This window comes from Roseovarius sp. MS2 (assembly GCF_051447875.1).
Taxonomy (GTDB): domain Bacteria; phylum Pseudomonadota; class Alphaproteobacteria; order Rhodobacterales; family Rhodobacteraceae; genus Roseovarius; species Roseovarius mucosus_A.
The window spans coordinates 683565-709938 of sequence record NZ_JBKHVF010000001.1; the positions used below are offsets into that span (position 1 = coordinate 683565).

The 26374-nt window shown below is 61.6% G+C and carries 28 protein-coding genes; 11 read left to right on the forward strand and 17 right to left on the reverse strand.

Going from position 1 to position 26374, the window contains the following annotated elements:
• Nucleotides 1–19 precede the first annotated feature (19 nt).
• From ACLGGT_RS03490 to pdeM, 3 genes are read left to right on the forward strand one after another with little or no spacing between them, the layout of a single operon-like run.
• Entirely contained in the window at nucleotides 20–721 is a 702-nt protein-coding gene (locus ACLGGT_RS03490; RefSeq protein ID WP_081507610.1) for a response regulator, read from the forward strand.
• Between the two features lie 44 nt (nucleotides 722–765).
• Nucleotides 766–3174 (forward strand): ligase-associated DNA damage response DEXH box helicase, encoded by a 2409-nt coding sequence (locus tag ACLGGT_RS03495; protein ID WP_437195049.1) that lies wholly within the window; start codon nucleotides 766–768, stop codon nucleotides 3172–3174.
• 43 nt (nucleotides 3175–3217) lie between these two features.
• The gene (gene pdeM / locus ACLGGT_RS03500; RefSeq protein ID WP_008279288.1) at nucleotides 3218–3895 is read left to right on the forward strand and encodes a ligase-associated DNA damage response endonuclease PdeM; all 678 of its coding nucleotides are present in this window, start codon (nucleotides 3218–3220) and stop codon (nucleotides 3893–3895) included.
• Here pdeM and ACLGGT_RS03505 read toward each other — a convergent pair.
• Entirely contained in the window at nucleotides 3883–4749 is an 867-nt protein-coding gene (locus ACLGGT_RS03505) for a LytTR family DNA-binding domain-containing protein (protein ID WP_437195050.1), read from the reverse strand. The genes pdeM and ACLGGT_RS03505 overlap by 13 nt on opposite strands.
• Before the next feature lie 90 nt (nucleotides 4750–4839).
• Here ACLGGT_RS03505 and ACLGGT_RS03510 point away from each other — a divergent pair, with 90 nt between their 5' ends.
• The gene (locus ACLGGT_RS03510) at nucleotides 4840–5253 is read left to right on the forward strand and encodes a PaaI family thioesterase (protein WP_437195051.1); all 414 of its coding nucleotides are present in this window, start codon (nucleotides 4840–4842) and stop codon (nucleotides 5251–5253) included.
• Between the two features lie 27 nt (nucleotides 5254–5280).
• On the opposite strand, the gene ACLGGT_RS03515 is transcribed toward ACLGGT_RS03510, so the two are convergent.
• Nucleotides 5281–5967, reverse strand: coding sequence for a class I SAM-dependent methyltransferase (locus ACLGGT_RS03515; protein ID WP_437195052.1), 687 nt, complete (start codon nucleotides 5965–5967; stop codon nucleotides 5281–5283).
• 91 nt (nucleotides 5968–6058) lie between these two features.
• Here ACLGGT_RS03515 and aat point away from each other — a divergent pair, with 91 nt between their 5' ends.
• Nucleotides 6059–6700, forward strand: a complete 642-nt coding sequence (gene aat, locus ACLGGT_RS03520; protein ID WP_008279292.1) for a leucyl/phenylalanyl-tRNA--protein transferase — start codon at nucleotides 6059–6061, stop codon at nucleotides 6698–6700.
• On the opposite strand, the gene ACLGGT_RS03525 is transcribed toward aat, so the two are convergent.
• The 5 genes from ACLGGT_RS03525 to ACLGGT_RS03545 all read right to left on the reverse strand — a co-directional run bounded on the left by ACLGGT_RS03525 (nucleotide 6667) and on the right by ACLGGT_RS03545 (nucleotide 10085).
• A complete protein-coding gene (locus ACLGGT_RS03525) occupies nucleotides 6667–7026 on the reverse strand; it encodes a DUF2155 domain-containing protein (RefSeq protein WP_257898223.1) in 360 nt (119 codons plus the stop codon). The genes aat and ACLGGT_RS03525 overlap by 34 nt on opposite strands.
• Nucleotides 7023–7484 (reverse strand): outer membrane lipid asymmetry maintenance protein MlaD, encoded by a 462-nt coding sequence (mlaD, locus tag ACLGGT_RS03530; RefSeq protein ID WP_008279294.1) that lies wholly within the window; start codon nucleotides 7482–7484, stop codon nucleotides 7023–7025. The genes ACLGGT_RS03525 and mlaD overlap by 4 nt, the downstream gene beginning before the upstream one ends.
• Nucleotides 7485–7494: 10 nt before the next feature.
• Complete coding sequence (locus tag ACLGGT_RS03535; protein WP_437195053.1) at nucleotides 7495–7878, reverse strand: NADH:ubiquinone oxidoreductase subunit NDUFA12; 384 nt, start codon at nucleotides 7876–7878, stop codon at nucleotides 7495–7497.
• 159 nt (nucleotides 7879–8037) lie between these two features.
• Nucleotides 8038–9306 carry an ATP-dependent Clp protease ATP-binding subunit ClpX gene (clpX, locus tag ACLGGT_RS03540; RefSeq protein ID WP_008279296.1) on the reverse strand — a complete coding sequence of 423 codons (1269 nt, stop codon included), beginning with the start codon at nucleotides 9304–9306 and terminating at the stop codon, nucleotides 8038–8040.
• Between the two features lie 146 nt (nucleotides 9307–9452).
• On the reverse strand, nucleotides 9453–10085 hold the full coding sequence (locus ACLGGT_RS03545) for an ATP-dependent Clp protease proteolytic subunit (RefSeq protein WP_008279297.1): 633 nt from the start codon (nucleotides 10083–10085) through the stop codon (nucleotides 9453–9455).
• Between the two features lie 262 nt (nucleotides 10086–10347).
• Here ACLGGT_RS03545 and ACLGGT_RS03550 point away from each other — a divergent pair, with 262 nt between their 5' ends.
• Complete coding sequence (locus tag ACLGGT_RS03550; RefSeq protein ID WP_008279298.1) at nucleotides 10348–10686, forward strand: ArsR/SmtB family transcription factor; 339 nt, start codon at nucleotides 10348–10350, stop codon at nucleotides 10684–10686.
• Nucleotides 10687–10707: 21 nt separating this feature from the next.
• Here the strand turns inward: ACLGGT_RS03550 and ACLGGT_RS03555 are convergent, their stop codons facing one another.
• The 7 genes from ACLGGT_RS03555 to ACLGGT_RS03585 all read right to left on the reverse strand — a co-directional run bounded on the left by ACLGGT_RS03555 (nucleotide 10708) and on the right by ACLGGT_RS03585 (nucleotide 17798).
• Nucleotides 10708–11943: an acyl-CoA dehydrogenase family protein gene (locus ACLGGT_RS03555; RefSeq protein ID WP_437195054.1), complete on the reverse strand. Its 1236-nt coding sequence runs from the start codon at nucleotides 11941–11943 to the stop codon at nucleotides 10708–10710.
• A 70-nt stretch (nucleotides 11944–12013) separates the two neighbouring features.
• On the reverse strand, nucleotides 12014–13042 hold the full coding sequence (locus ACLGGT_RS03560) for a GlxA family transcriptional regulator (RefSeq protein WP_008279300.1): 1029 nt from the start codon (nucleotides 13040–13042) through the stop codon (nucleotides 12014–12016).
• Nucleotides 13023–14129, reverse strand: coding sequence for an ABC transporter ATP-binding protein (locus ACLGGT_RS03565; protein WP_081507603.1), 1107 nt, complete (start codon nucleotides 14127–14129; stop codon nucleotides 13023–13025). Before ACLGGT_RS03565 ends, ACLGGT_RS03560 begins: the two co-directional genes overlap by 20 nt.
• Nucleotides 14126–14926, reverse strand: a complete 801-nt coding sequence (locus tag ACLGGT_RS03570) for an ABC transporter permease (protein ID WP_081507602.1) — start codon at nucleotides 14924–14926, stop codon at nucleotides 14126–14128. The genes ACLGGT_RS03565 and ACLGGT_RS03570 overlap by 4 nt, the downstream gene beginning before the upstream one ends.
• A complete protein-coding gene (locus ACLGGT_RS03575; RefSeq protein ID WP_008279303.1) occupies nucleotides 14923–15765 on the reverse strand; it encodes an ABC transporter permease in 843 nt (280 codons plus the stop codon). Before ACLGGT_RS03575 ends, ACLGGT_RS03570 begins: the two co-directional genes overlap by 4 nt.
• Before the next feature lie 73 nt (nucleotides 15766–15838).
• Nucleotides 15839–16951 (reverse strand): polyamine ABC transporter substrate-binding protein, encoded by a 1113-nt coding sequence (locus ACLGGT_RS03580; protein ID WP_437195055.1) that lies wholly within the window; start codon nucleotides 16949–16951, stop codon nucleotides 15839–15841.
• A gap of 46 nt (nucleotides 16952–16997) precedes the next feature.
• Entirely contained in the window at nucleotides 16998–17798 is an 801-nt protein-coding gene (locus ACLGGT_RS03585; RefSeq protein WP_008279305.1) for a creatininase, read from the reverse strand.
• Between the two features lie 94 nt (nucleotides 17799–17892).
• Here ACLGGT_RS03585 and ACLGGT_RS03590 point away from each other — a divergent pair, with 94 nt between their 5' ends.
• Together ACLGGT_RS03590 and ACLGGT_RS03595 are read left to right on the forward strand one after the other, a co-directional pair.
• Nucleotides 17893–18783 carry a LysR substrate-binding domain-containing protein gene (locus ACLGGT_RS03590; RefSeq protein WP_008279306.1) on the forward strand — a complete coding sequence of 297 codons (891 nt, stop codon included), beginning with the start codon at nucleotides 17893–17895 and terminating at the stop codon, nucleotides 18781–18783.
• A 102-nt stretch (nucleotides 18784–18885) separates the two neighbouring features.
• Nucleotides 18886–20103, forward strand: a complete 1218-nt coding sequence (locus ACLGGT_RS03595) for a M24 family metallopeptidase (protein ID WP_081507599.1) — start codon at nucleotides 18886–18888, stop codon at nucleotides 20101–20103.
• Between the two features lie 131 nt (nucleotides 20104–20234).
• Here the strand turns inward: ACLGGT_RS03595 and ACLGGT_RS03600 are convergent, their stop codons facing one another.
• Entirely contained in the window at nucleotides 20235–21149 is a 915-nt protein-coding gene (locus ACLGGT_RS03600; RefSeq protein ID WP_437195056.1) for a threonine/serine dehydratase, read from the reverse strand.
• 80 nt (nucleotides 21150–21229) lie between these two features.
• On the opposite strand from ACLGGT_RS03600, the gene ACLGGT_RS03605 reads away from it, so the two are divergent.
• Nucleotides 21230–22045, forward strand: a complete 816-nt coding sequence (locus ACLGGT_RS03605) for an LOG family protein (RefSeq protein ID WP_151977145.1) — start codon at nucleotides 21230–21232, stop codon at nucleotides 22043–22045.
• A gap of 78 nt (nucleotides 22046–22123) precedes the next feature.
• On the opposite strand, the gene ACLGGT_RS03610 is transcribed toward ACLGGT_RS03605, so the two are convergent.
• Nucleotides 22124–23158 carry a succinylglutamate desuccinylase/aspartoacylase family protein gene (locus ACLGGT_RS03610; protein ID WP_437197391.1) on the reverse strand — a complete coding sequence of 345 codons (1035 nt, stop codon included), beginning with the start codon at nucleotides 23156–23158 and terminating at the stop codon, nucleotides 22124–22126.
• Nucleotides 23159–23302: 144 nt separating this feature from the next.
• Between ACLGGT_RS03610 and ACLGGT_RS03615 the strand changes: the two genes are divergently transcribed.
• On the forward strand, nucleotides 23303–23905 hold the full coding sequence (locus tag ACLGGT_RS03615; RefSeq protein WP_437195057.1) for a methyltransferase: 603 nt from the start codon (nucleotides 23303–23305) through the stop codon (nucleotides 23903–23905).
• Nucleotides 23906–24144: 239 nt separating this feature from the next.
• Here ACLGGT_RS03615 and ACLGGT_RS03620 read toward each other — a convergent pair whose 3' ends face one another.
• Nucleotides 24145–24798 (reverse strand): peroxiredoxin, encoded by a 654-nt coding sequence (locus ACLGGT_RS03620; RefSeq protein ID WP_008279313.1) that lies wholly within the window; start codon nucleotides 24796–24798, stop codon nucleotides 24145–24147.
• A 132-nt stretch (nucleotides 24799–24930) separates the two neighbouring features.
• On the opposite strand from ACLGGT_RS03620, the gene ACLGGT_RS03625 reads away from it, so the two are divergent.
• On the forward strand, nucleotides 24931–26373 hold the full coding sequence (locus tag ACLGGT_RS03625; RefSeq protein ID WP_437195058.1) for an aldehyde dehydrogenase family protein: 1443 nt from the start codon (nucleotides 24931–24933) through the stop codon (nucleotides 26371–26373).
• Nucleotide 26374: the final 1 nt, after the last annotated feature.

Sequence of the window (26374 nt, forward strand, 5' to 3'; positions counted from 1 at the left end):
TGACAGAAGGATGCGCCCGATGACCGATCTTGACAGCCTTGCGCGCCCGCGCACCCCCAATGCCCAACGCCCGCTTTTGGGCATGACCGTTCTGGCGGTCGAGGATAGTCGCTTTGCCTCAGAGGCGCTGCGCCTGATGTGTCTGCGCAGCGGCGCACGCATCCGGCGCGCCGATTGCCTGACCTCGGCGCGGCGGCATTTGCAGGTCTACCGCCCGTCGGTGGTGATCGTCGATCTGGGCCTGCCCGATGGGCGCGGCGAGGATCTGATTGCCGAGCTTGCCCGCGCATTGCCCCGTGTGGGGGTGATCCTCGCGACCAGCGGCGATGCCGGGGCCGAGGCGCGGGCGCGCATGGCTGGGGCCGATGGGCTGCTGCTCAAGCCGGTGGCGAGCCTTGGCATCTTTCAGCAAGAGGTGCTGCGCCATGTGCCCGCCGACCGGCGGCCCCTTGGCCCCTATGCGGTGCAGGCCGAGGTGATCCACCCCGATCCGCTGGCGTACCGCGACGATCTTGACCATGTGCAAAACCTGCTGAGCCATGATCGCACGCCCGACATCCTAAGCTATGCGGCACAGTTTCTGGCCAGCGTTGCACGGGCCGCCGAGGATACCAGTCTGGCCGAGGCAGCGGCAGGGCTGACCGGGCATTGCCCCGAGGCGGGGATTGCGCGGGTCATGGGGCTGATCACGGCAAGGCTGGCGGCGCAGGCGGCGCTCTAGCAGGACGCTTTGCTTTGCCGCAGCCCACCGCTAGATAGGGCGTCATGCGCGCCCTTCCCGCCCCTCTTGCCACGTGGATTTCTGCCCGCAACTGGCAGCTTCACCCGCATCAGGCGGAGATGCTGGCGCGGGCGGATGATCCTGCGACGCTGCTTATCGCCCCCACAGGCGGGGGCAAGACGCTGGCGGGGTTTCTGCCATCCTTGGCGGATTTGGCAACAGGCGATCACGCCGGGCTGCACACGCTTTATATCTCGCCGCTCAAGGCGCTCGCGGCGGATATTCGGCGCAACTTGACCACGCCTGTCACGGAAATGGGCCTGCCCATCCGGATCGAGGATCGCACCGGCGACACCTCTGCCCATACCAAGCGCCGCCAACGCGCCGACCCGCCCCATATCCTGTTGACCACACCCGAAAGTCTGGCGCTGCTGACCTCTTACGAGGATGCGCCGCGCATTTTTGCAGGCCTGAAGCGCGTTGTGATCGACGAGATGCATGCCTTGGCCGAGAGCAAGCGCGGCGATCAGCTCATGCTGGCGCTGACCCGGCTTCAGGCGCTCTGCCCCGACATGCGGCGCGTGGGCCTGTCGGCCACGGTCGAGGACCCACCGGCCCTCGCGCGCTACATGGCACAGGGCAGGTCAGATTGCGCGATCCTCATGGCCGATCCGGGGCCGGAACCAGATATCGCCATGTTGGAGACCACGGAGCCGCCCCCTTGGGCCGGGGGCGGTGCCGCCTATGCCATTCCCGCCGTGCTGGATGCGGTGCGACAGCACAAGACGACGCTGATTTTCCACAACACCCGCGCACAGGCCGAGATTTTCTTTCACAACCTCTGGCTTGCCAATGACGACGCCCTGCCCATCGGCATCCATCACGGCAGCCTTGACCGGGTGCAGCGCGAGCGGGTCGAGGCGGCGATGGTGCGCGGCGATCTGCGTGCCGTGGTTTGCACCGGCAGTCTCGATCTGGGGCTGGATTGGGGCGATGTCGATCTGGTCATTCAGGTGGGCGCGCCCAAGAACGTCAAACGCCTTGTGCAGCGGATCGGGCGGGCCAATCACCGCTACAATGCCCCGTCCAAGGCGCGTCTGGTGCCTGCCAACCGGTTCGAGGTGGTGGAATGCCGCGCAGCCCTTGAGGCCGTGCGCGCCCGCGATCTGGATGGTGAGGCGCGCGGGCCGGGGCCACGCGATGTGCTGTGCCAGCACATCCTGATCCGCGCCTGTGCGGGGCCGTTCGAGGCGGATGTGCTCTTTGCCGAAGTGATCGGGGCCGGGGCCTATGCGCAGCTGACGCGTGCCGAGTTCGACGCCTGTCTCGAATTCTGCGCCACGGGGGGCTATGCGCTCCGGGCCTATGACCAATGGCAGCGCCTGCAACAGCGCACCGATGGCCTCTGGCAGTTGCGTGATCCGCGCTCGGCCCGGCTTATTCGTATGAATATCGGCACCATTCAGGACACAGACACGCTCAAGGTGCGGATGCGGCGGACGCGCGGCGGCAAACCCTTGGGGGAAATCGAAGAGGGCTTTGCCGCCACTCTCACCCCCGGCGATACATTCCTGATCGGCGGGCAGATCGTGCGCTTTGAATCCCTGCGTGAAATGGTGGTCGAGGTCAGCCGTGATCCCGGCCGCAAGCCCAAGATTGCCACCTATATGGGCACCAAATTCGCCACCTCGACGCAGTTGTCAGAACGTATCCTGCACATGCTCGGGGCCCCCGACTGGCCGGATTTGCCCACCCCGGTGCGCGATTGGCTGCACCTGCAACGGCAGATGTCGCAAATGCCGGAACCTGACAGCCTGCTGATCGAAAGCTTTGCCCATGAGGCGCGCGAACATCTGTGCATCTACGGCTTTGCCGGGCGCAACGCGATGCAGACACTGGGCCTTTTGGTGACAAAACGGATGGAGGAGACGGGCCTTGCGCCGCTGGGTTTCGTTGCCACCGATTACGCCACGCTGATCTGGGGGCTGGAGCCGGTGACGGATGCGGCCCCCCTCTTTGCCCCCGATGCGCTGCGCGAAGGGCTGGAAAGCTGGCTCATGTCCAATGCGGTGATGAAGCGCACTTTTCGCGCCTCGGCCACGATTGCCGGGCTTATTCAGCGCAACACCCCCGGCGCGCGGAAGAACGGGCGGCAGGCGACGCTCTCGTCGGATATTCTCTATGACACGCTGGTGAAATACGACCCAAACCATCTTTTGCTCGATATTACCCGACAAGAGGCGATGCGCGGGCTGGTGGACTTTGGCCGCATCGAAGAGATGCTGGCGCGCGTTGCAGGACGCATCACCCTGCGGCGGCTGGCACGGGTCAGCCCGTTTGCGGCGCCACTCTTCCTTGAAGCGGGACGCATGCCAGTGGAGGGGGCCGCGCAAGAGCGGCTTTTGGCCGAAGAAAGCGCGCGGCTCTTGGCGGCGGCGGGTCTTGCCCCCTGAGCACGGTCTTGCCATTTCATCGGCAAAGCGGCACCAATGCCGCATGAACGGTTACGGATTCACCCTCGCTGGAACGGCGTTAACGGCCTTGCCCTCGGGTGCGCTGTATTGGGAGGCGCGCAATTTGCTGTGTGTCTCGGACCTGCATTTGGGCAAGGCGCTGCGGCGTGCGCGCCTTGGCGAACCGCCCCTGCCCCCCTATGAAACCCGCGACACGCTGACCCGGCTCGAAAGCGATCTGCGCCGCACCGGGGCGGCAACGGTGATCTGCCTCGGTGACAGTTTCGATGACAGTGCCGCCGCCATGCATCTGCCCGAGGCGGAAAAGCTGTGGATCGCCAAATTGCAGGCGGGGCGCCGATGGGTCTGGATCGAGGGCAATCACGATCCGGGTCCGATTGACCTTGGCGGGGCACATATGGCCGAACTGCCGGTGCCGCCGCTGTTGTTTCGCCATATCGCCCGCGCGGGGCACAGTGGTGAAATCTCGGGGCATTATCACCCCAAGGTGCGGCTGGCCCTCAAGGGCCGCAGCCTGAGCCGCCCCGCCTTTTTGATCGACAGCGACCGGATCATTCTGCCCGCGTTTGGCACCTATACCGGCGGTCTTTGGTCTGACGATCCGGTGCTTACCGGGCTGATGCGGCGGGATGCGGTGGCGGTGCTGACCGGGGCCATGGCCCATGCGGTGCCCATGCCCCGCGGCACTTATCGCGCCTGAAACACCGCATCGAGACTGTCGATCACCCCCGCAGCCTCGAGGTTGGGGCGGTATTTTCGGCTGACTGGCACGCGGTCGCCATTCTTGAGCAGCAGGAATATCTTGCCGCCGCTCTCGCGCTCGGTGCCGCTGATGGCAGCAAAAGCAACCCAGTGCGACCGATGGGTGCAAATGCCCTCAACCGGCTCCATCTCTTCGATCGCATCGACAAGGCGCAAGCGCAGCGTTTCGATGCCGTCGCTGGTTGCCACCTCGACATAATGGTTATTGGCGGACAGACGGTGTATTTCGGCAAAAGGCGGGCAGGACAGTCGCCGATGCAACCGGGTTTGCGCGGGCGTCTCCGGCTTGGGCGCAGGGCGCGACCAATAGCTGGTCGGCGCCTCGGCACCGATTTGCCGCCGCACAACAAAAACCCCGCAGGCAATCAGAAAACTGTTGAGGGTAATCTTGATCGGGTTCAGATCCTCATGCGCCAAAATCGGGTCCATCCAGCCGCGCAGAAACCAGATCAACGGACCAAGGGCGATGCCGACAAGAAAACTTGCGCCAAGATCGAAAAGCGCCGGATGCCGCCCCCCCAAGAGCGCCCGCATGGTCGCCCGGGCAGCAAAGCCAACCAGGATGGCCGCCGTGATGACCGCAGCCCAATAGGCGGTGCGGATCGGCCAGCTCATTGTATCATAGCTTCCGAACGGGCCGGCCAGAACCGCAAAGCCCAATGTGGCCGTCCAAACATAGAATGTCACGGACGAGAACAGCAGTGAAAACGTATCTACAAAATGCAGGCGCAGATCAGACCAGTTCAACGTGCCACCCTTGTCCGTTCCCATTTCATATGCATTTATCAGCATGATTGCTCTAGTCCAACCTAACGTCGCCAGAGTGGTTCAATTTACTGTCAACGTAACGTGACATCATAAACAATGGGAAAGCCTCGGAAAATGTCCCCTGACATTGAACAGAAAATTCGCCGCAGCTTTGCGGCGCAGGCGATGATGACCACCTTGGGCGCGCGTCTTGTGGCCCTTTCTGACGGGGCCACGGTGATCGAGGCCCCCATTCTGCCCGGCAGCCGGCAACAACACGGCTTTGGCCATGCCGGTCTGACCTTTGCCATTGGCGACAGTGCGGCGGGCTATGCCGCGCTCAGCCTGATGGCCGACGGGGCCGAGGTGCTGACCACCGAGATGAAAATCAACCTGCTCGCCCCAGCGCAAGGAGAGCGCCTGATTGCCCGTGGCAGGGTGATCAAGCCCGGGCGTCGCCTTGTGATCGTGCAGGCGGATGTCTATGCGGTGCAGGATGGGGTTGAGACCCATATTGCCCTGCTCACCGGCACGATGATCCCGATCTGAGTGTGGACGAGGAATCACCACGCGCCGTCAGGCTGTGATTTCCGGGGTCAGGGTGAAACTCGCGCGCATTCCCAGCCCTGTGACATAGTAATCGTCCAGCCCGATCCGCACCTCTGGGTCGAGCACGGACCAGTCGATCCAATCAAGATCAAAGCCGGTATCATAGGCCACCATGGCAACCGCCCCCCGCCCCGGCACAAGCGCCGGGCGCGCGCGCCCTGCCACCGCCTCGCGCGTGCGGTCAATCCACAGAACCGGATCTTCGGTATCGACAAATCGGCCATCCACCACCACGAGGCGCGGGTGCAGATCCCGGATCAATTCAAAAAGATCATGCAGGTCGGCCACCTTTTCCAAGAGATCAAAAAGCACAATCACATCATATTGCCGCCCGGCCCGCACCTCTGATCGGATTTCCTCGACCGGATCGGCAGAGCGCAGATCAATCCGCTCGCGCAATCCGACATCGGGCAGCCGGCCAAACCGCTCGACCATGGTGGCATCCGTTTCGATCCCCACCACCTGCAAGGCCCCCGCCGCCGCCAACGCATAGCACCATGCCCCATCCCCGGCCCCGATCAGCATCACCGTCGAATCGGCAATCGCATGGCGATAGCTATCCACCAACAGCGCATGCCGCGCCTGCGCCCGGTTCAAGCCGCCGGTTTTGTCATCGCCCGCCTGCCGTTTGAACCCATACCCCATGATCGTCATCACACACCCATCAGCCTGTATCGCCTTTGGTCTTGTAACATGACAAAAGATAGCAAACCCTTAAGCGCGATTTGGTTCAGTACGCAGGCCCATGACAACACCCCTGACCCCCGCTCTCTTGCTTCAGGCCTATGCCTCTGGTGTGTTTCCCATGTCGGAACGCCGCGACGATCCCGAGGTGTTCTGGGTTGATCCGCACCGCCGGGGGATTCTGCCGCTTGATGGGTTCCACATTTCACGGTCGCTGGCGCGCCGGATGCGGCAAGGCCGCTATGAGGCCACGCTTGACCGTGATTTCGAGGCGGTGCTGCGCGGTTGCGCCGACCGCGCCGATACGTGGATCAGCCCGCCAATCCACCGCGCCTATATGGCGCTGCATCGTCAGGGCTATGGTCATTCGCTGGAAATCTGGCAAGAGGGGCACTTGGTTGGCGGGGTCTATGGCGTGGCGCTTGGTGCGGCCTTCTTTGGCGAGAGCATGTTTTCACGGCGCACCGACGCGTCGAAACTCGCCCTCGCACATTTGACCGACCATCTTGCCCTCTGTGGATTTCGCCTGTTCGATACACAGTTCATCACGCCGCATCTGGGGCGGCTAGGCGCGTTGGAAATTCCGCGCACGCAATATCGCGCGCTTTTGGAGGATGCGATGGAGGAGGAGGCGGATATCACCCGCCCTGCGTTCGATCCTGATCCGCGTCAGATCTTGCAGCGCAGGACCCAGATGTCATAGCGCGGATGTTCCAACGCATTCAGCGCCGGAGAAGAGGCCAGCATCCAGCCGGAAAAGATCACCGCGCCACCCGCCTGTTCGGAAATTGTCAGATAGGCATAGGCGTCTGCGGCCGGGTCGTCTTGGGGATACCGGCACTCGCCCAAGACCACGTCGAGCGAGCCAAACACGCCCGATTGCCCGTTGGCGAGTTCCAGATCCTGTGCGCTGCCGTTGATCTTGTCGAGGCCACGCAACAACGCGCCTTGCGCAACTGCCGCCACTTCCTGCGCCGTTCCCACGCCCGCGCCGAAGCAGAGCATAAGAGCGAGCCAGAGCGCTCTCATTGCGCCGTCTCTCCCTCGCCGCCCGAGACGAATTTCATCAGCAGAGATACAAGGCTGACCGACCCTTGGGTGAATTCGATCTCAGAGCCCGGTTCAACAGCAAAGGGCGAGCCGCCCGGCATGATTTCAACGTAATTGCCCCCCAACAGCCCCTCAGAGGAAATCGCGACAGCGCTGTCATCGGGCACGTTGATGCCTTCTTGCACGGTAAAGGTCGTCTTGGCGCGGTAGGTTTCCGGGTCAAGCGCGATCTGCGTGACCCGGCCAACCTTGACCCCGGCCAGACGCACATCGGTGCCCACGCTGACGCCATCAGCGCTGCGAAAACTGGCACTCAGTTGATATTCGCGCGCGCTGCCCGTGGTCATGCCGGTGGTCTTGCCCGCATAGATCAGAAATCCGACTGCGACAGCCAGAACCACGCCGCCAACCAGAACCTCGGCTTTACTCTCAGACATTTTCCTGTCCCTATTCCGGTGACCATGCCTCGTAATCGCGCCGCTCTGCGGGCGCTGCGCGGCGGATCGACCCTGCGGGCGCATAGGCCAGCGGCGTGCCGGTCAGATTCTCGCTATGCGGCTTTTCCCAAGGCTTATGGGCAAGTGGTTTGTCGGTCGGCGGCTCTTTAAAGGTGTGATGCAGCCAACCGTGCCAATCGGGATCAACGCGGCTTGCCTCGGCCTCGCCATTGAAGATCACCCAGCGGCGCTTGTCGTCGCGGGTGCGATAAAACACATTGCCCTGCGCATCCTCACCGACCCTGACGCCATTGCGCCAAGTGTAGAGTTGCGTATTGAGTGTCTGCCCGTTCCACCAAGTAACGGCGCGCAGCAAGGTGTTGAGAATGCCCATTCGACCCTCCGACATCATTCAATCCCGATATGGCGGATTTGATGGCGAAGGTCCAGTGCCCGCAACACCGCATGACAGGACAGGGGCCCCAACAAAAAGCCCGCAACACGACTGTTGCGAGCTTTTTGATTCGATTTTGGGTTGGCACGGCGGGCGGGATCAGCCCGCGCTGGCGCCTTCCTTCTTGCCCTTGCTTTCGGCGTAGATGACCAGCGGCGCGGCATCGGAATTGACCGCCTCTTCGTTGACCACAACTTCTTCGACATGGGACATGCTCGGCAATTCAAACATCGTGTCGAGCAGGATATCTTCGAGAATCGAGCGCAGACCGCGTGCGCCTGTCTTGCGGGCAATGGCACGCTTTGCCACAGCTTTGAGCGCGTCCTCGGTAAAGCTAAGCTGAGCACCTTCCAGCTCAAACAGGCGCTGATATTGCTTGACCAGTGCGTTCTTGGGCTGGGTCAGGATCGTCACAAGCGCCTCTTCGTCGAGGTCTTCCAGCGTTGCGATCACCGGCAAACGGCCCACGAATTCAGGGATAAGGCCAAACTTGAGCAGGTCCTCCGGCTCGAGATCGGTAAAGATCTCGCCGACGCCGCGCGCGTCATTATCACGCACATCAGCCCCAAAGCCCATGGCGCTGCCCTTGCCCCGTTGCGCGATGATCTTGTCCAGACCGGCAAAGGCGCCGCCGCAGATGAAGAGGATGTTTGTCGTGTCCACTTGCAGGAATTCCTGCTGCGGATGCTTGCGCCCGCCCTGTGGGGGCACGGCGGCCACTGTGCCCTCCATCAGCTTCAAGAGCGCCTGTTGCACGCCTTCGCCCGACACGTCGCGCGTGATCGAGGGATTCTCGGACTTGCGGGTGATCTTATCAACCTCGTCGATATAGACGATGCCACGCTGCGCGCGCTCGACATTATATTCGGACGACTGGAGCAGCTTGAGAATGATATTCTCGACATCCTCGCCGACATAACCAGCCTCGGTCAAGGTCGTGGCATCGGCCATGGTAAAGGGCACATCGAGGATTCGCGCCAAGGTCTGCGCCAGCAAAGTCTTGCCGCAGCCCGTGGGGCCGATCAGCAAGATGTTGGATTTGCTGAGTTCGATATCGCTTTTGCCGGAATTGTTCAGCCGTTTGTAGTGGTTATGCACCGCCACAGACAGAACCTTTTTGGCGCGCGCCTGACCGATCACGTAATCATCCAGCACCTTGCAGATATCGCGCGGTGCGGGAATCCCCTCACTCGACTTGATACCGGCGGTCTTGGTCTCTTCGCGGATGATGTCCATGCAGAGTTCGACACATTCATCACAGATGAACACGGTCGGCCCTGCGATCAGTTTGCGCACCTCATGCTGGCTTTTGCCGCAAAAGCTGCAATAGAGCGTGTTCTTGCTGTCGCCGCCTGAGTTATTCGCCATTCCGTACCTTTCGGGCCCTGCGCCGTCTGCCGTGCATGCGCCCCGCGCGGGGCCTCGTCTGTGATCTGTGCTGCCCTTCAGCTTAAGTCAGGCCGTATGGCACCACAATCCGAAAATATCCGGCCCGCCGTTGGGCCGGATCACGTTTACTTCGCGGCTTCGTCGCCCTTGTCGCGATTGGCCACGATCTCGTCGATCAAGCCCCAGGCCTTGGCCTCTTCGGGGGACATGAAATTGTCGCGCTCCAGAGCCTCTTCGACCTTTTTCAGGGTCTGGCCGGTGTGCTTGACATAAATCTCGTTCAACCGATCCTTGAGCTTTTGCGTCTCGCGCGCATGGATCATGATATCGGTCGCCTGCCCCTGATACCCGCCCGAGGGCTGGTGCACCATGACGCGGCTATTGGGCAGCGAGAAACGCATCCCCGGCTCGCCGGCGGTCAACAACAGACTGCCCATGCTGGCCGCCTGACCCACGACCAGCGTGCTGACCTTGGGCTTGATGTATTGCATCGTGTCATAGATCGACAGTCCCGAGGTCACGACCCCGCCGGGGCTGTTGATGTACATGCTGATTTCCTTGGACGGATTCTCCGCCTCAAGATGCAAGAGCTGTGCCACGATCAGGCTTGACATGCCGTCATGCACCGGGCCGCTCAGAAAAATGATCCGCTCTTTAAGCAGGCGCGAGAAAATATCATACGCCCGCTCGCCCCGGCTGGTCTGTTCGACCACCATCGGCACGAGGGTGTTCATGTAGATGTCCATAGGGTCTTTCATTACAGCCCGCCTGTCCTGCGCCCGACCGTTGCCGTCAGGCTTTGTCAATCACTCCGACCATAGCCGGTCAGTTCCTAAAGGAGTCTTAGTGTTGCGCCCAAGGGGCTGCAAGGGCATCGCTCGATTTTGTAGCAGAGCCCCTGAGCGATGGCGCTTTGCGCGCCACATCTGCTCACTTTTTCGCGCGTAAATGCGGCCAAGTTTTGCACATCCGGCAAAAACGACCTAGATACACCCAAATCAGCATCAGGATCCTAGAAAAATGCCGCTTCCCATTCTCGATGACACGCTCGACGCCGCCGAAATGGATCGCATGGTCGAAAATGCGACCACCGCCGCCAATTTCCTCAAGGCCATAAGCCATGAGGGGCGGTTGATGATTCTCTGCCATCTGGTGTCTGGTGAGCGGTCCGTGACCGAGTTGGAAACCTTGCTCTCGGCGCGTCAGGCTGCGGTGTCGCAGCAGTTATCACGCTTGCGCCTTGAGGGGCTGGTGACCGCTCGGCGTGACGGCAAGACCATCTATTACAGCCTCGCCGATGACCGGCCTCGCAAGGTGCTCGAAGTCGTCTACGAATTGTTCTGCGCGCCCAAACCCTAAAACCGCGCGACCGCCACCCAATCAGACCTTATCCTGCGTGTGCTTGCGCAACTCTGCCCGCGCCACCTGCCTGCGATGCACCGCGTCGGGGCCGTCGGCCAGACGCAGGGTGCGCACATGGGTCCACATCGCCGCCAGCGGCACATCCTGCGAGATGCCCTGCGCGCCGAACATCTGCACCGCCTCGTCGATCACCTTGAGTGCCACGCGCGGGGCCACCACCTTGATTTGGCTGATCCAAGGGGCGGCGGCGCGCGCGTCGCCCTGATCCATCATCCACGCGGCCTTGAGGCAGAGCAAACGCGCCTGTTCGATCTCCATCCTAGATTCTGCGATAATGTCGTAATTCGCGCCCAATTGCGCCAGCGGCTTGCCAAAGGCCTCGCGCGCAAGGCTGCGCTTGCACATCATCTCGAGCGCCGCCTCGGCCTGCCCGATCGCGCGCATGCAGTGGTGAATACGCCCCGGCCCGAGGCGACCTTGTGCAATCTCAAACCCGCGCCCTTCACCCAAGAGCAGGTTTTCCGCAGGCACCCGCACATCCGCAAAGTTGAAATGCATATGCCCATGGGGCGCGTCGTCATGGCCGTAAACCTGCATCGGGCGCAGTTTCTCGATACCGGGCGTATCGGCAGGGACGACAATCATCGAATGGCGCTGATGCTTGGGCAGGTCATCGCCGCCGGTTTTGACCATCACGATATAGACCTTGCAGCGCGGATCACCGGCCCCCGTGGCCCACCATTTCTGGCCATTCAGCACATAATGATCCCCGTCGCGCACACAGGACATGGCGATATTGGTGGCGTCAGAACTCGCAACATCCGGCTCTGTCATGAGATACGCGCTGCGAATCTCCCCCTCCAAGAGCGGGGCCAGCCATGCGGCCTTCATCGCCTCGGTGCCATAACGCTCGAACACTTCCATATTGCCGGTGTCGGGGGCGTTGCAGTTGAACACCTCGGCCCCCATCGGGGTCTTGCCCATCTCCTCGGCGAAATAGGCATATTCGACCGTGGTCAGGCCAAAGCCCCGCGCGCTGTCAGTCAGCCAGAAATTCCACAGCCCCGCCGCCTTGGCGCGCGCCTTGAGCCCTTCCAGAATCTCGGCCTGCCGGGGGGTATAGCCCCAGCGATCCCCTTTGCCGATTTCAGCGTGATACTCGGCCTCAAGCGGCATGATCTCGTCGCGCACCATGGCCGACACCCGCGCCAAAAGCGCGCGCATCTCGGGGCGCATTCCCAAATTCATATCCATATCACCGGCCCTTTGCTGTCAGTCGCCTCAATTGACAACATCAACCGCCCGGCGACAAGCGCTGTCGCACTCAGCCCGCGCGCCGATACTGCCCCGGCGAATGGCCAAAGCGGCTGCGGAATGTCTTGATGAACACCATGGGCGAGGCAAAGCCAGAGGCCATGGCAATCTCGGTCACGCTCAAGTCCGTCTCGCGCAACAGGCTGCGGCCATGATCCAGCCGCAGATCGCGGAAAAAGCGATAGGGCGTCTTGCGCAGATATTTCACGAAAAGCCGCTCCATCTGGCGGCGCGAACAGCCCGCCGCATCGGCCAATTCATCCATGCTAATCGGGGTTTCGATATTGGTCTGCATCACCTTGATCGCCCGCACCAACAGCGGATTGCGGCTATCCAGCGCATTGCTGATCGAGGCGCGCTGCGGGCTGCGCTCGGCCCGGCGTTGGCTATAGAGGCACATATCGGCCACCACATCGGCAAAGGGCCGGCCATAATCGGCCTCGATCATTTCCAGCATCATATCGGTGGCACCCACCCCGCCACCGCAGGTGAAAATCCCGCCATCCACCTCAAAGGTATTGCCCGTCACCTCGACCTCGGGGAATTTCTCGCGAAACGCAGGCTGGTTTTCCCAATGCAGCGTTGCACGCCGCCCCTCGAGCAGCCCCGCCTGCGCGAGCGAAATGGCCCCGGTGCAAATGCCCCCCACGCGCCCACCAAAGCGCGCATGCTGACGCAGCAGCGCCAGCAGGTCCTTGCTGCCCGTGCCGGTGCGCACGGTGCCGCCACAAACCACAAGATCGGTTTCACGCGCAAACGCCCCCAACGACTGATCGACATTCACCGACATGGCGCAAGAGCTGACCACCGGCCCCCCATCCTGAGAGGTGACGGTCCAGCGATAGAGCGGGCGTTGCGCCAGTTGATTGGCAATGCGCAGCGGATCAAGCGCCGCGCTGAACGCCAGCAGCGTGAAATCCGGCAGCAGGTGAAAGGCAAAATGCCGGGCAGGTTTGGTGGTCTCTATGGCAAAGAATGCCGCCCCCTGCGGCACAATCGCTTTGCGTGTGATATGGGCGTCATTCTCCGGGTAGGACATGACAGGCTTCGGGCTCCCAATGCAGGGTCAGGGGGCTTCCTGAATGCAGATCAATGGATGCCAGTTCACCATGACTTTTCTGCACCTTCAACTCCTCTCCTGCATCCGTCTCAAGAAAGACAATCGCCGAGGCCCCGACAAACTCTTCGCCGACCACCCGCGCGCGAATTCCCGGAACGCCCGCATCTGCCGCGCTGATCTGCATCTTTTCGGCGCTGACGACAAAAGACAGCGTATCGCCCACGGATTTCGCAGGGGTTTGAGGCGCTTTGACCGCAAATCGCCCATGCGCCGTCTCGACCTGCCACAGATCGCCCGTTTTCTCGACCAGCTTGCCGGTAAAGATATTCGCCGAGCCCAGGAATTCCGCCACGAACCGATTGCGCGGCGCATGATAGATTTCCTGCGGCGTGCCGATCTGTTCGATCTTGCCCCGGCTCATGATCACCACGCGGTCGGCCATCGAAAACGCCTCGGACATGGAATGGGTGACATAGACAAAGGTGATGCCCAGATCCTTTTGCAGATTGGACAGAACCGCCTGCATCCGCACCTTGAGATGCGCATCGAGCGCCGAAAGCGGCTCGTCCAGCAGCAGGATTTTCGGCTCTGTCACCAGCGCGCGCGCCAAGGCAACCCGCTGCCGCTGCCCGCCCGACAATTGCGAGATATTGCGATCCGCGAATTCAAGGATCTGCATCTTGTCCAGCCATTTGCGCGCCCGTTGCGCGCGCTCCGCCTTGCCCACACCGCGCATCTTGAGGCTGAATTCGACGTTTTCCTGCACCGTGAGAAACGGAAACAGCGCAAGGCTCTGCCAGACCATCGGCGTGTCGCGGTCCCATGTTGCCTTGCCGTTTACCCGCGCCCCGTCGAGATAGATATTGCCCTCGCTCGGGTCCTCGAGCCCCGCCAGCATCCGCAGCGTCGTGGTCTTGCCACAGCCCGACGAGCCCATGATCGCCAGAAACTCGCCGCGTCCGATCTCGAAATCCGCGCGTTCCACGGCGGTGAACTCGCCAAACCTTTTGACCACACCTTCCAGCCTGACAATGGCGTCGGATTTCACAGGGGTTTGCATGTTCATGGCTTGTCCTTTGTCGAATTGCGCAACAGCATCTGCGCCAGAATGATAAGTGTGATCGAACTGAGAAAGGCGAGCGAGCCGATGGCATTGATCCGCGGGCTGACCTGCCCCTGAAGAAAGCCCAGAATTTTCACAGGCAGCGTTTCATTGAGGCCCGAAACGAACCACGCCACCGCGAATTCATCAAACGACACCGCCATGGTGATGAAGAGCGCGGCAAAGATCGCGGGCTTGGTAAAAGGAATGATGACATGGCGCAGCGTCGCCCATTCATTGCCCCCAAGGTTCCACGATGCCGCCTCTAGATCCGGGTCCATCTGCGACAGACGCAGGCGGATGATCGCCATGGCAAAGGGGCTGCACATCACCCCATGCGCAATGATGATGGAAATCGCGCTGCCCGACAGATTGACGCGCGACAGGAACGCCAGCATCGCCAGCCCCATGATCACCACCGGAATGGTCGGTGGCAAAAGCGCGAGCGCGAGATAGACGTTCTTGCCAAAGAAGTTGTAGCGAAAATCTGTATAGGCCCCGCCAAATCCCAGCACCGTGGCAATCACCGCCACGATCAACCCCACGACCACCGTGTTCAGGAACCCGGCCCAGACAAACGGATCTTCCCAGATCAGCCGATACCACTCGGTCGAGAAATGCCCCAAGGGCAGCGACGGGAACCGGTCGGAATTGAGCGAAAAGACGAAGCTGCCAAGGATCGGCGCAAAGATGAAGAGGACACAAACCGCGATATGCAGTTTCAAGGCGCCATTGATCAGGCGATTGTCATTGCCGGTCATTTGCCGCGCTCCTTATAGGCATAGGTGATGGCGGCAAAGGCCACGGTCAGCAGCGTGCCGATCATCATCAACGCGACCACGGCAGCGCGCGGCCATTGCTGCCCGGATTTGGTGATATCGGTGATCAGGATCGACAGCGTTGGCGGATTGCCCCCACCCAGATAAAGCGGGCTGACGAAATCGCCAAACGACAGGATAAAGGCAAAGAGTGCCGCAATCACAAGGCCAACGCGCGCCGATGGCACGATCACCGAAAACACCGTGCGCAGCCGCCCGCAGCGCAGATTATGCGCCGCCTCGACAAAATCGCGATTGACGAAATTGAGGCTGAAAACCTGCAACAGGATCACCAGCGGCAGACAGAGCGTGACCATGCCCACCAGCGTCCCGAACGTGGTGTTGAGCATGCCAAAGGGCCCAACCCCCAGCATCCCCAGCGCGGCATTGATGATGCCCCCATCCGACAGGAACACCTGTAGCGCATAGATACGCACCAGATAGCTGGTGAAGAACGGGATGATCAGCACGAAAATCACCCATTGCTTGACCCGCTCCGACAGCTTGAATGAAATCGCATAGGCCGCCGGGAAGGCGATGGCGCTGGTCAGAACCGCGCTTGCCGTGGCCAGAAGAGCGGTGCGCGCATAGGCATCCCAAAAGGTGCCGCGCGTCAGGATACGTTCCCAATTGCCGAAATTCAGATCCGGCATCATCTGGAAATTGCGCACCGTCCAAAAGCTGATGGCGATCAGGAAAAGCAGCGGCACCGCAAAGAACGCCAACTGCCAGATCAAAAGGGGCAGCGACAGGGTGAGAGAGAATAGGCTGGGTCGGGTCATGGAATGCGGCTTTCTCAGAGGCAAGAACAGAGGGGCCGGGGTCTGGGGAGAAGAGACCCCGGCCAAGCCCCCGTCAGGCGCCCTTGTAGTCGGACCAGAAGTCGTTCCAGTCCTCAAGGCTTTGTTGCACAGGCAATTGGCGATACTGGATACGCCCTTCGCGGATCATGTCCATCGCGTTATGCTGGCCCAGCACCATATTCTGCCGCTTGGCCTCGGCGGGGTTGGTGGCATTCAGCACCTCCCAGCCTTTCTTGTTGGGGATGAGCGCGGGATAGGCGGCCATATCGGCGGATTTTGCTTGCCCCTCGGCTGAGGTGATCCACTGAATCCACTTGCGCGCCATGTCGTAATTCTGCGTGCCCTTGCCAATCGAAAACGACTCGGTCCACTGCAACCCGCCCTCTTCGGGAATGGTGGTGCGGACCTTGGCACCGTTCTTTTCCAACACGCCGGTAATCCAGTCACCAATCCCGGCAAAGGCCACCATCTGCCCATCATTGAGCGACGAGAAGGTGCCGCCATAGTCAAAGAACCCGCCGACCTGCCCGCGCAGCGCCATCGTGGCCTCTTGCACCTTGTCCCAGCCTGCGTCGTCGATGTCATAGGCAGACCCATTGCCCGCCGAGAGGCTCAGTTGCCCAAGGTTGGGCAAATGCCAGTCGAAATGCCCCAGCTTGCCGGTCACGCGGGCGTCCGAGAACACCGCATAGCTGGCCGCGTCCTTTTCGCTCAGCACATCGGTGTTATGCGCCACCCCCAGAAAGCCAAAGCGCGTGATCACGGAGTAGAGCGTGTCATCCTGCCAATGGCCGGGGAAGTTCTGGAACTCGGGGTAAAAATCATCAAAGGCGTAATCGGCGGCATCGAGCGCCTCGATATAGCCCGCCGCGTTCAACTGCTGCACATATTCGGCATCCGACAGGATCACATCATAGGTGCCCGCCGGGGATTGCGCGATCAGGCCCAGCATATTGTCGCCGCCAGTATAGTATTTCGGCGTGAACTTGACGTTATTCTCTTCTTCGAACGCGCCAACGATGTCAGGCTCTGCATGGCCATACCAGGCCAGCATCGACAGGTTGACGGTCTGCGCCGACGCCCGGATCGACAGGAACGGAGTGGCCAGCGCCGCGCCTGCGGTCATCTTCAAAAGGTGGCGGCGGGTGGGGGTTCTCAGGGTCATTGTGGTCTCCTTGTTGGCATGCATTTGTTTTTAATTTTCAATCCAGTCACTCAGCCGCCACGCGGTCGCGCGTTGCAAACTCGGTGCGCAGCGCCGCGACGATTCCGCGCGTGCAGACATCAATCAGGATGTCGCCCTTTTCCGCCGTGGCATTCTTGGGCGAGGACAGCGTGCCACTTGCGGGCGTCCACTCGGGATGCGGCGGATAGACATCGTAGGGCGGAAAACTCGCCGGCGCGTGATCCACCGCGCGCTCCAGCGATACAAGGTCTGGATAGAGCCGCAGCATGAGCGAGGTTTCCAGCACCCCGCCATGCTCGATATCCCAGCCCAGAAACCCCTCGGGGTATAGCTTGGCAATCGCCGCCTGATCGACAAAATCCCAGTAGGACAGCACCACGACCTTGGTGTCATGGATGCCCGACCAGCCCAATTCGCGCAGCGCAAGGTCGATCCCCTCGGCAATGAACCACGAATTCTCGAAATGACCATTCACGATGCAGATCTGACGGTTGCCGTGGCGCGCAAACTCGCGGATCACATCCTTGAGCGCATTCACAAGGCTCGCGCCATCAAGGCTGGTGGTGCCCGGAAAGAAATTGCCACCGCCAGATTTCTGCTGCGATTTATACCCATATGTAAACGGCGGCGCGACCAGCCCGCCCACCTCAACCGCCGCGCGGCGCGCAAATTCGGTGGGCAACAGCACATCGACATGCATCGGCATGTGATGGCCATGCTGCTCCATCGACCCAAGCGGGATGAGAATCGGCACCCCGCCACGCGCGACCCGGCGCTGATACTCGGGCCAGGCTAATTCTGCTGCAAAAACCGTATCTTGGGCCATGTCATCCCCTTTTCTCTCGGATTGAGGGACCCTAGAACAGCTTGCCTCATGCGCAAAATTCATAGTAACAATGCATGAATAAGGATTCTTAATCATGCGCCATTTCGTCAATCTGCAAACCGACCTGATCCGCACGTTTGTGACGGTGGTGGACCTTGGCAACTACACCGAAACCGGTCAGGTTCTGGGCCGCACGCAGCCCGCGATTTCCCTGCAAATCAAACGGTTGGAAGATTTGGTGGGCGCCAAACTCTTGCATCACAAGGGCAAGGTTCTGGAGCTGACACCGCAGGGGCACGCCCTTATCGGCTATGCCCGCGAGATGTTGCGCCTGAATGATCGTGCGGTTGCCAACCTGCACGAGGCTCAATTCATGGGCACGCTGCGGGTGGGTTTGCCCACCGATTACGCGATTGGATATTTTCAGCGCATCATCGCCGATTTCGCCCGCGCCAATCCCGAGGTGACATTCGACATCCGCTGCGACTGGAGCCGCAATATCCTCAGCCAGCTGCATGTCGATGAATTGGACCTTGCCATCGCCATCACCGATACGATGCCCGCGCCCTATGTCTCGCTCTACTGGTCAGAGCGCCCATTCTGGGTCTGTGGGCGCGACTATCAATTCTCGCTCGACAAGCCGGTGCAAATCATCGCCCACCCCAAGGGCTGCTTCTATCGCAAACGGATGATCGACGCACTGAACACCGAGGGGCGCGAATGGCGCATCTGCTTTGAGAGCCCCGGCATCACAGCCGTGCAAAACGCAGTGCTGGATGGGATGGGCGTGACGGCGTTGACCAAGAAAACGCTCCTGCCCGGCATGCGCGTGCTGTCACCCAAAGAGGGATTCCCACCGCTCGCCAATCTGCATGTCGGCCTCTTTTACAAACATATCAAAGCCTCTGACGCGGCGCTGAAACTGATCGAACAGATCACCGAAGGGGTCAGCGCATTCCGCAAACCAACGCATGCGCGCAGCTAGCCTACATTTCATTTTCTTATTCTCAGATCAAACCTATTAATTTCTTGCAGAGCCTCTTTGCTGGTAGCGGATAAACATCCAAGCCAGTGAGGAGAGACCCAAATGCTTGACGACATGTTGCACGTCACGGAATGGCACAACGGCGAAAAGGAGTTTTCGCCCTTTTCCGACAATGAAATGGCCCGCCGCCAGAACGAATTGCGCGTCTGGATGGCCGATAACAACGTCGATGCGGCGCTCTTCACGTCCTATCACTGCATTAACTATTACTCAGGCTGGCTCTACTGCTATTTCGGTCGCAAATATGGCATGGTCATTGACCAAAAGAACGCCACGACCATTTCCGCAGGCATCGACGGCGGCCAGCCCTGGCGGCGAACATTCGGCAGCAATGTCACCTATACCGACTGGCGGCGCGACAATTTCTACCGCGCGGTGCAGGGCCTGACCAAGGGTGCCCGCCGCGTCGGCATCGAGTTTGACCATGTTTCGCTCGATTATCGCCAGCTTTTGCAGGATGCCCTGCCCGGCGTCGAATTGGTGGACGTGAGCCAACCCTCGATGTGGATGCGCACCATCAAATCCGCCGAGGAAATCAAGCTCATCACCGAAGGCGCGCGCATCTGTGACGTGGGTGGCTATGCCGTGGCGGGCGCTGTCAAGGCAGGCGTGCCCGAACACGAGGTGGCGATTGCGGGCACAAATGCGATGATCCGCGAGATTGCCAAATCCTTCCCCTTTGTCGAACTGATGGACACCTGGACATGGTTCCAGTCGGGCATCAACACCGATGGCGCGCATAACCCCGTGACCAACCGCGTGGTGCAATCGGGCGACATCCTCAGCCTCAACACCTTTCCGATGATCTTTGGCTATTACACCGCGCTCGAACGCACGCTTTTTTGCGATCACGTCGATGACGCCAGCCTCGACATCTGGGAGAAAAACGTCGCCGTGCATCGCCGCGGGCTGGAGTTGATGAAACCCGGCGCGCGCTGCATGGATATCGCGATTGAGCTGAACGAGATGTATCGCGAATGGGACCTGCTGAAATACCGCTCTTTCGGATATGGCCACAGCTTTGGCGTGCTCAGCCACTATTATGGCCGCGAGGCGGGCGTGGAACTGCGCGAGGATATCGACACCGTGCTGAAACCCGGCATGGTCGTGTCGATGGAACCGATGGTGATGATCCCCGAAGGCCAGCCCGGTGCCGGTGGCTACCGCGAGCATGACATTCTGGTCATCGGCGAAGAAGGGGCCGAGAATATCACCGGCTTCCCCTTCGGACCTGAACATAACATCGTCGGCAAAGGCTAAACGCCCTTGCGGGATGCCATTGAAATCATAATTGCGGCGGCCAGTGTCCTTATGACGCTGGCCGCCTTGGCGCTTGCAGACCGGCCCGCCATGGCGCTCCTGTCCGGGTCGCGCGCCATGATCGTTCCCGGTTATGCCAGCGGGTCAGGCGCGATATTGCCACCACAGATCAGAACCGCCACCCGCTCCCCCGCCGCAGGCCGATAATCGCCCGACAAAAGCGCCGCCAGCGCCGTGGCCCCCGCCGGTTCCACCAACTGCCGCACCTCCCGCCACAAAAGCGCCTGCGCCTCAAGAATTGCAGCGTCACTCACCAGCACACTGGCCACGCCCTGCGCCTCGGCCAGACCATAGCACAGGCCTCCAATCCGCCGCGCACCCAGCGCATTGGCCGCCACCCCCGACACCTCGACATCAACGGGCGCGCCCGCCGCCAGCGCGGCATGCAGCGCGCAAGAGGTCTCTGGCTCGACCGCCACCACCCGGCGACGCCCCTCAAGCCAGCCCAAAGACCCGGCAATCAGCCCGCCACCGCCCACGGCAATCAGCACCGTGTCCGCGTCCAGTCCCTGATCCTCCCATTCCGCCATCACCGTGCCTTGTCCGGCCACGGTCGCCTCGGCGTCATAGGGATGCACCTGCATTGCACCCGTCGCCGCCTGCCATTCAGCGGCGCGCGCCGCCGCCTCGGCATAGGCCCCGGGCACCACCTGCAAATCGGCCCCTTGGGCGCGGATGAGCGCAATCTTGGCCGGTCCTGCAATCTCGGGCACGTAGATCCGCGCGCGGTGGCCCAGCCGTGCCGCCGCATAGGCCACTGCCGCCCCGTGATTGCCGCCAGAGGCCGCAACAATCCCCGCCTCCGGCACGGTCGCCTGCAAGAGCGTGTTGAACGCGCCGCGCGCCTTGAAACTGCCGGTATGCTGCATCTGCTCCAGCTTGAGCGCCACAGAATATCCACCAACCTCCGCCTGCATCACCGGCGTGCGCCGCACATGCGCAACAATGCGCTGGCCCGCCTCTCCAATACGTCCCTGCCACGCCATCGCTTGCACCTCTTTGCCTTTTCTTGATGGGTCAAACCCTATACTCCTGAAGTCAAAGACCCAAGCAAGGATCGCCCGCGATGAAAGACGACCGCCTCAGCCAATTCCGCGATGCCGGCTCCGACCGCTCCACCGCTGAACAGGTGCCGGACACGCCCCAGACCCGTGCGCCTGCCTATCGTCTGGCCTTTGCCGATCCCGATTTCATGTGCCGCGACGAATTGCGTCCCGTGCGCTTGCAACTCGAACTCTTGAAGCCCGAGATGATCCTGAACGAGCGCGGCATCCAGAGCACCGTCGTGCTCTTTGGCGGCGCGCGCATTCCCGAACCGTCGCAAAAGAACACGGCCCGCACCAAAACGCTCGCCGATCTCTCGCGCTATTACGACGAGGCGCGCAAATTCGCGCGGCTAATGACCGAAAAATCCATGGCCAGCGATGGGCGCGACTATGTGATTGCCACGGGCGGCGGTCCGGGCGTGATGGAGGCGGGCAATCGTGGTGCTGCGGATGCGGGCGGGGCCTCGATCGGCCTCAATATCGTCTTGCCACATGAGCAGGCCCCGAACGAATATGTCACCCCCGGCCTGTGCTTCAACTTTCACTACTTCGCCATCCGCAAGATGCATTTCCTGATGCGCGCCCGTGCCATCTGCGTCTTTCCCGGCGGCTTTGGCACGCTCGACGAGATGTTCGAGGCGCTGACGCTCATTCAGACCGACCGGATGAAGCGCGTGCCGTTCCTGCTCTTTGGGGCCACCTTCTGGCAATCCATCATCAACTGGGAGGCGCTGTCCGAGGCGGGCACAATCAGCGCCGAGGATCTCGATCTCTTCCAATTCGTTGAAACGGCGGATGAGGCGATGCAGATCATCAACGACTGGCCCCAAGGCTGAACGGCCCAAAACGCCTTTCCGCTTCTTCTTGGTGCAAATACTCAATGTCACCGCCGTGCCGTAACGCGGCGGTGCCGCTCAGATGATCTCATCCTCGTCAAACAGCGCCGCCGCCTCGAGATGGGCGCTGATCCCCTCTGCCGCCGCTTCGGCACGCGGCGTTTCCGCCACATGGCACAGCGCATCACCCTCATAAACCACTGGCAGGTTGGTACGCCCGATGATGATGCCGGTCACATCCGCCACCACCTCGGTTTCGACATCGCCAAAGGCATTGGCCACCGCGCCCAGCACCGTGCCCGGCTGCACCGCATCGCCCACCGCCAGATAGCCGCGAAACAGCCCGCCGCGCGGCGCACGATACCAACGCGAGCGCGCCGCCCGGATCGGCACACCGCGCGCACGCGGCACACCCTTGGCACCGATCATGCCCAGATGCTGCATCACCCGCAGGATACCGCTCACCCCCGCCCGCGCCGCGAATTCGTCAAACCGGAGCCCCTCGCCCCCCTCGTAGAGCAGCACGTCCACCCCCGCCTGTTCCGCGGCCATCCGCAACGATCCGTCGCGCAGCTTTGACTCCATCATCACCGGCGCGCCAAAGGCACGGCCCAGCTCTTCCAGCCGCGTGTTGCCCGGCGTCAGCCGGATTTGCGGCAGGTTGGTGCGGTGAATGGCCGCCGAATGCAGGTCAATGCCCACATCCGCACGCCGCACCACCTGATCCATGAAAATATACGCCAGTTGCGACGCCATCGAGCCTTCGCTCACCCCCGGAAACACCCGGTTCAGATCGCGCCGGTCGGGCAGATAGCGCTTGTGATTGAGAAAGCCGAAGGTGTTGACAATCGGCACCGCCATCAGCGTTCCTGCCATCGAGGCCAGCGGTGCCGCCTTGAGCAGGCGGCGCATGATTTCGACCCCGATCACCTCATCGCCGTGGATCGCCGCCGAGACAAACAGCACCGGCCCCGCCCGCCGCCCATGGATCACCTCGACCGAGAGATTGACCGGCGTGTGATTGGACAGCGTGCTTACAGGGATATCCACCCGCGCGCGCGTGCCCGCCGCGACCGTTACACCGCCGATGTCAAAGGGTTTGCGCCGCGCCATGGCATCCTCGCTCTGTCTGACAGCAAGGCTTAGGCAAATAGGTTCGGCCTGTCCATGGGGCTTGGGGGGCGGCACGGCTCTGGCCTTTGCGCCGCGCGTATGGCACAGCGGCCCATGACCCGTGCCAACCCACAGAGGCCCGTTGTGACCACCGCTTTGCATGATGCCCGCCTTCAGGCAGTAGAGACCGCCGTGACCAAGACCGGCGCAAGCACTCTGCTTGATCTGGGCTGCGGTGCGGGCGATCTTTTGCTGCGTCTGGCGCTCTTGCCCGGCCTCACCCGCCTGACCGGCATCGACATTGATCTACCCTCGCTGCGCGCGGCACAGGCGCGGCTGGCGGACCTGCCCCCCGAGACACGCGCCAAGGTGCAACTGGCGCAGGCATCCATGACCGTGGCCCACCCCAATTTGCGCGGCTATGACTGCGCTTGCCTTGTGGAAACCATCGAACATCTGCCACTTGGTGATCTCAATCGGCTGGAACGCGCGCTCTTTGCCGATATGCGCCCCGGCCATGTGATCGTGACCACGCCCAACGCCGAATTCAACCCGGTGCTGGGCGTGCCCAGCCACCGCTTTCGCCATCCGGGGCATCATTTCGAATGGGATCGCGCGCGGTTCTCAGGCTGGGCCGAAGGCGTGGCGGCACGCCACGGCTACACGGTCACCTGCCACGCCATAGGAGAGGCCCACCCCGCCTTGGGCGGAGCAAGCCAGATGGCGGTGTTTGCGCCACTGGGGTGAGGGCGATGCAAGCAAACGGCAGCCCCAATCACCCACGCGCGGGATCAAGGCGCGGTACGCGCCGCCGCGCGATCGCTGGGCCGTCCCGCGGCCTAGCGATTTGGAGAGCGAGCGTATCACTGACGGGTCGCATAGCCTTGGCTGGCATAAAGTGGCAGCCAAGGCTGTTGCTTCGCTAGTCCCCGGCCCAGCAACCGCGCGGCTCCTCGCGCGGTGTCAAAGCCTTCCTCAGAGCCAACCTACCCCTTCAAGCTGGTCTTTCTGAGATACGGCAACACCTTCTCAAAGCTGCCAAACTTGGCTTCGGCATCGGCATCGCTCAGGCTGGCCGGGATGATCACGTCCTGCCCCACGGTCCAATCCGCCGGTGTCGCCACGCCATTGCGCGATGTGGTTTGCAGCGCATCAAGCGCGCGCAGAACTTCGGCGAAATTGCGCCCCACGGTCATCGGATAGGTCATGCTCAGTTTCAACTGCTTGTCCGGCCCGATGATAAAGACCGAGCGCACCGTGGCGCTGTCGTTGGGCGTGCGCCCGTCGGGCAAATAGGCCTCGGCGGGCAGCATGTCGAAGGCCTTGGACACCACAAGCCCCGCATCAGCGATAATCGGGAATCCCGCCGCACTGCCAGCAACCTTTTCAATATCGCCCTTCCACTTGCGATGGTCCTCAACCCCATCGACCGAGACGCCGATCACCTTGCATCCGCGCTTCTCCCATTCCTCGGCCAAGCGCGCCACAGCGCCAAACTCGGTGGTGCAAACGGGGGTAAAATCCTTGGGGTGAGAAAACAGAATCGCCCAGCTGTCGCCAATCCACTCATGCAGTGAAATCGTGCCCAGATCGGTTTCCACCGTCAGATTGGGGATCACATCATTGATTCGAAGGCCCATAGCCTATCCTTTCCTGATTTCCGCCTTGGGGTGCAGAAATTTGATCAAATTGCCCCAAAGCGCCCTATTTCAAACCTTGCAGCCCGGCATTACCCCTGACAGAGTGCCGCCAAATCACTGGAGGTCAATACCATGATCGAGAAACGTCAGTTCTACATCAATGGCGCGTGGGTCAACCCCCTCGCGGCAAAAGATCACAAGGTCATCAATCCCTCGACCGAAGAGCCCTGCGCGGTGATCTCTTTGGGCGGTCAGGCCGATACCAACGCCGCCGTCGCCGCAGCCAAGGCGGCCTTCCCGGCGTGGATGGCCACGCCAGCGGCAGAACGCATTGCTTTTGCAGAGAAAATTCTAGAGGCCTACAAGGCCCGCGCCGAGGATATGGCACAGGCCATCAGCCTCGAGATGGGCGCGCCCATCGACATGGCCCGCGAACAACAGGTCGGTGCCGGAAGCTGGCATATCGCCAATTTCATCGCGGCCGCGCGCGACTTTGCCTTTGACGAACCGCTTGGCGATCACGCCCCCAATGACCGGATCATCCACGAGGCGGTGGGCGTTGTCGGCATGATCACGCCGTGGAACTGGCCGATGAATCAGGTCACCCTCAAGGTGATCGCGGGTCTGGTCGCGGGTTGCACCATGATCCTGAAACCCTCTGAGGAGTCGCCGCTCAACGCCGTGATCTTTGCCGAAATCGTCGATGCGGCGGGCCTGCCCAAGGGCGTCTTCAACCTCGTCAACGGCGATGGTGTGGGCGTGGGCAGCCAACTGACCGCGCATCCCGATGTGGACATGATCAGCTTTACCGGCTCGTCGCGCGCCGGGCGCATCATCTCCAAATCCGCCGCCGACACGCTCAAGCGCGTAAGCCTTGAGCTGGGCGGCAAAGGCGCCAACCTGATCTTTGCCGATGCCGATGACAAGGCGGTCAAGCGCGGCGTGATCCGCTGCATGAACAACACCGGCCAATCCTGCAACGCGCCCACCCGGATGCTGGTGCAGCGCGAGATTTACGACCAAGCGGTCGAGATTGCCGCCGAAACCGCGAATGCCATCCCCGTGGGCCCCGCCAACGAGGCCGGTCGCCACATCGGCCCCGTGGTCAACGAGGTACAGTTCAACAAGATCCAGGACCTCATCCAGCAGGGTATCGACGAAGGCGCGCGGCTGGTTGCGGGCGGCACCGGGCGGCCCGACGGTCTCAACCGGGGCTTTTACGTGAAACCCACGGTCTTTGCCGATGTCACCAACGAGATGACCATCGCGCGCGAGGAAATCTTTGGCCCGGTCCTGTCGATCATCCCTTTTGATACTGAAGAGGACGGCATCCGTATCGCCAATGACACGCCCTATGGCCTCACCAACTATGTGCAGACCGGTGATCCGGCACGGGCCAACCGGCTGGCGCGCGCCCTGCGCTCGGGCATGGTGGAAATGAACGGCCAGTCGCGCGGTGCAGGCTCGCCCTTTGGCGGGATGAAACAATCGGGCCATGGGCGCGAAGGCGGCAAATGGGGCATCGAGGATTTCCTCGAGGTCAAATCCGTCTCGGGCTGGACCCCCGGCGCCTGAC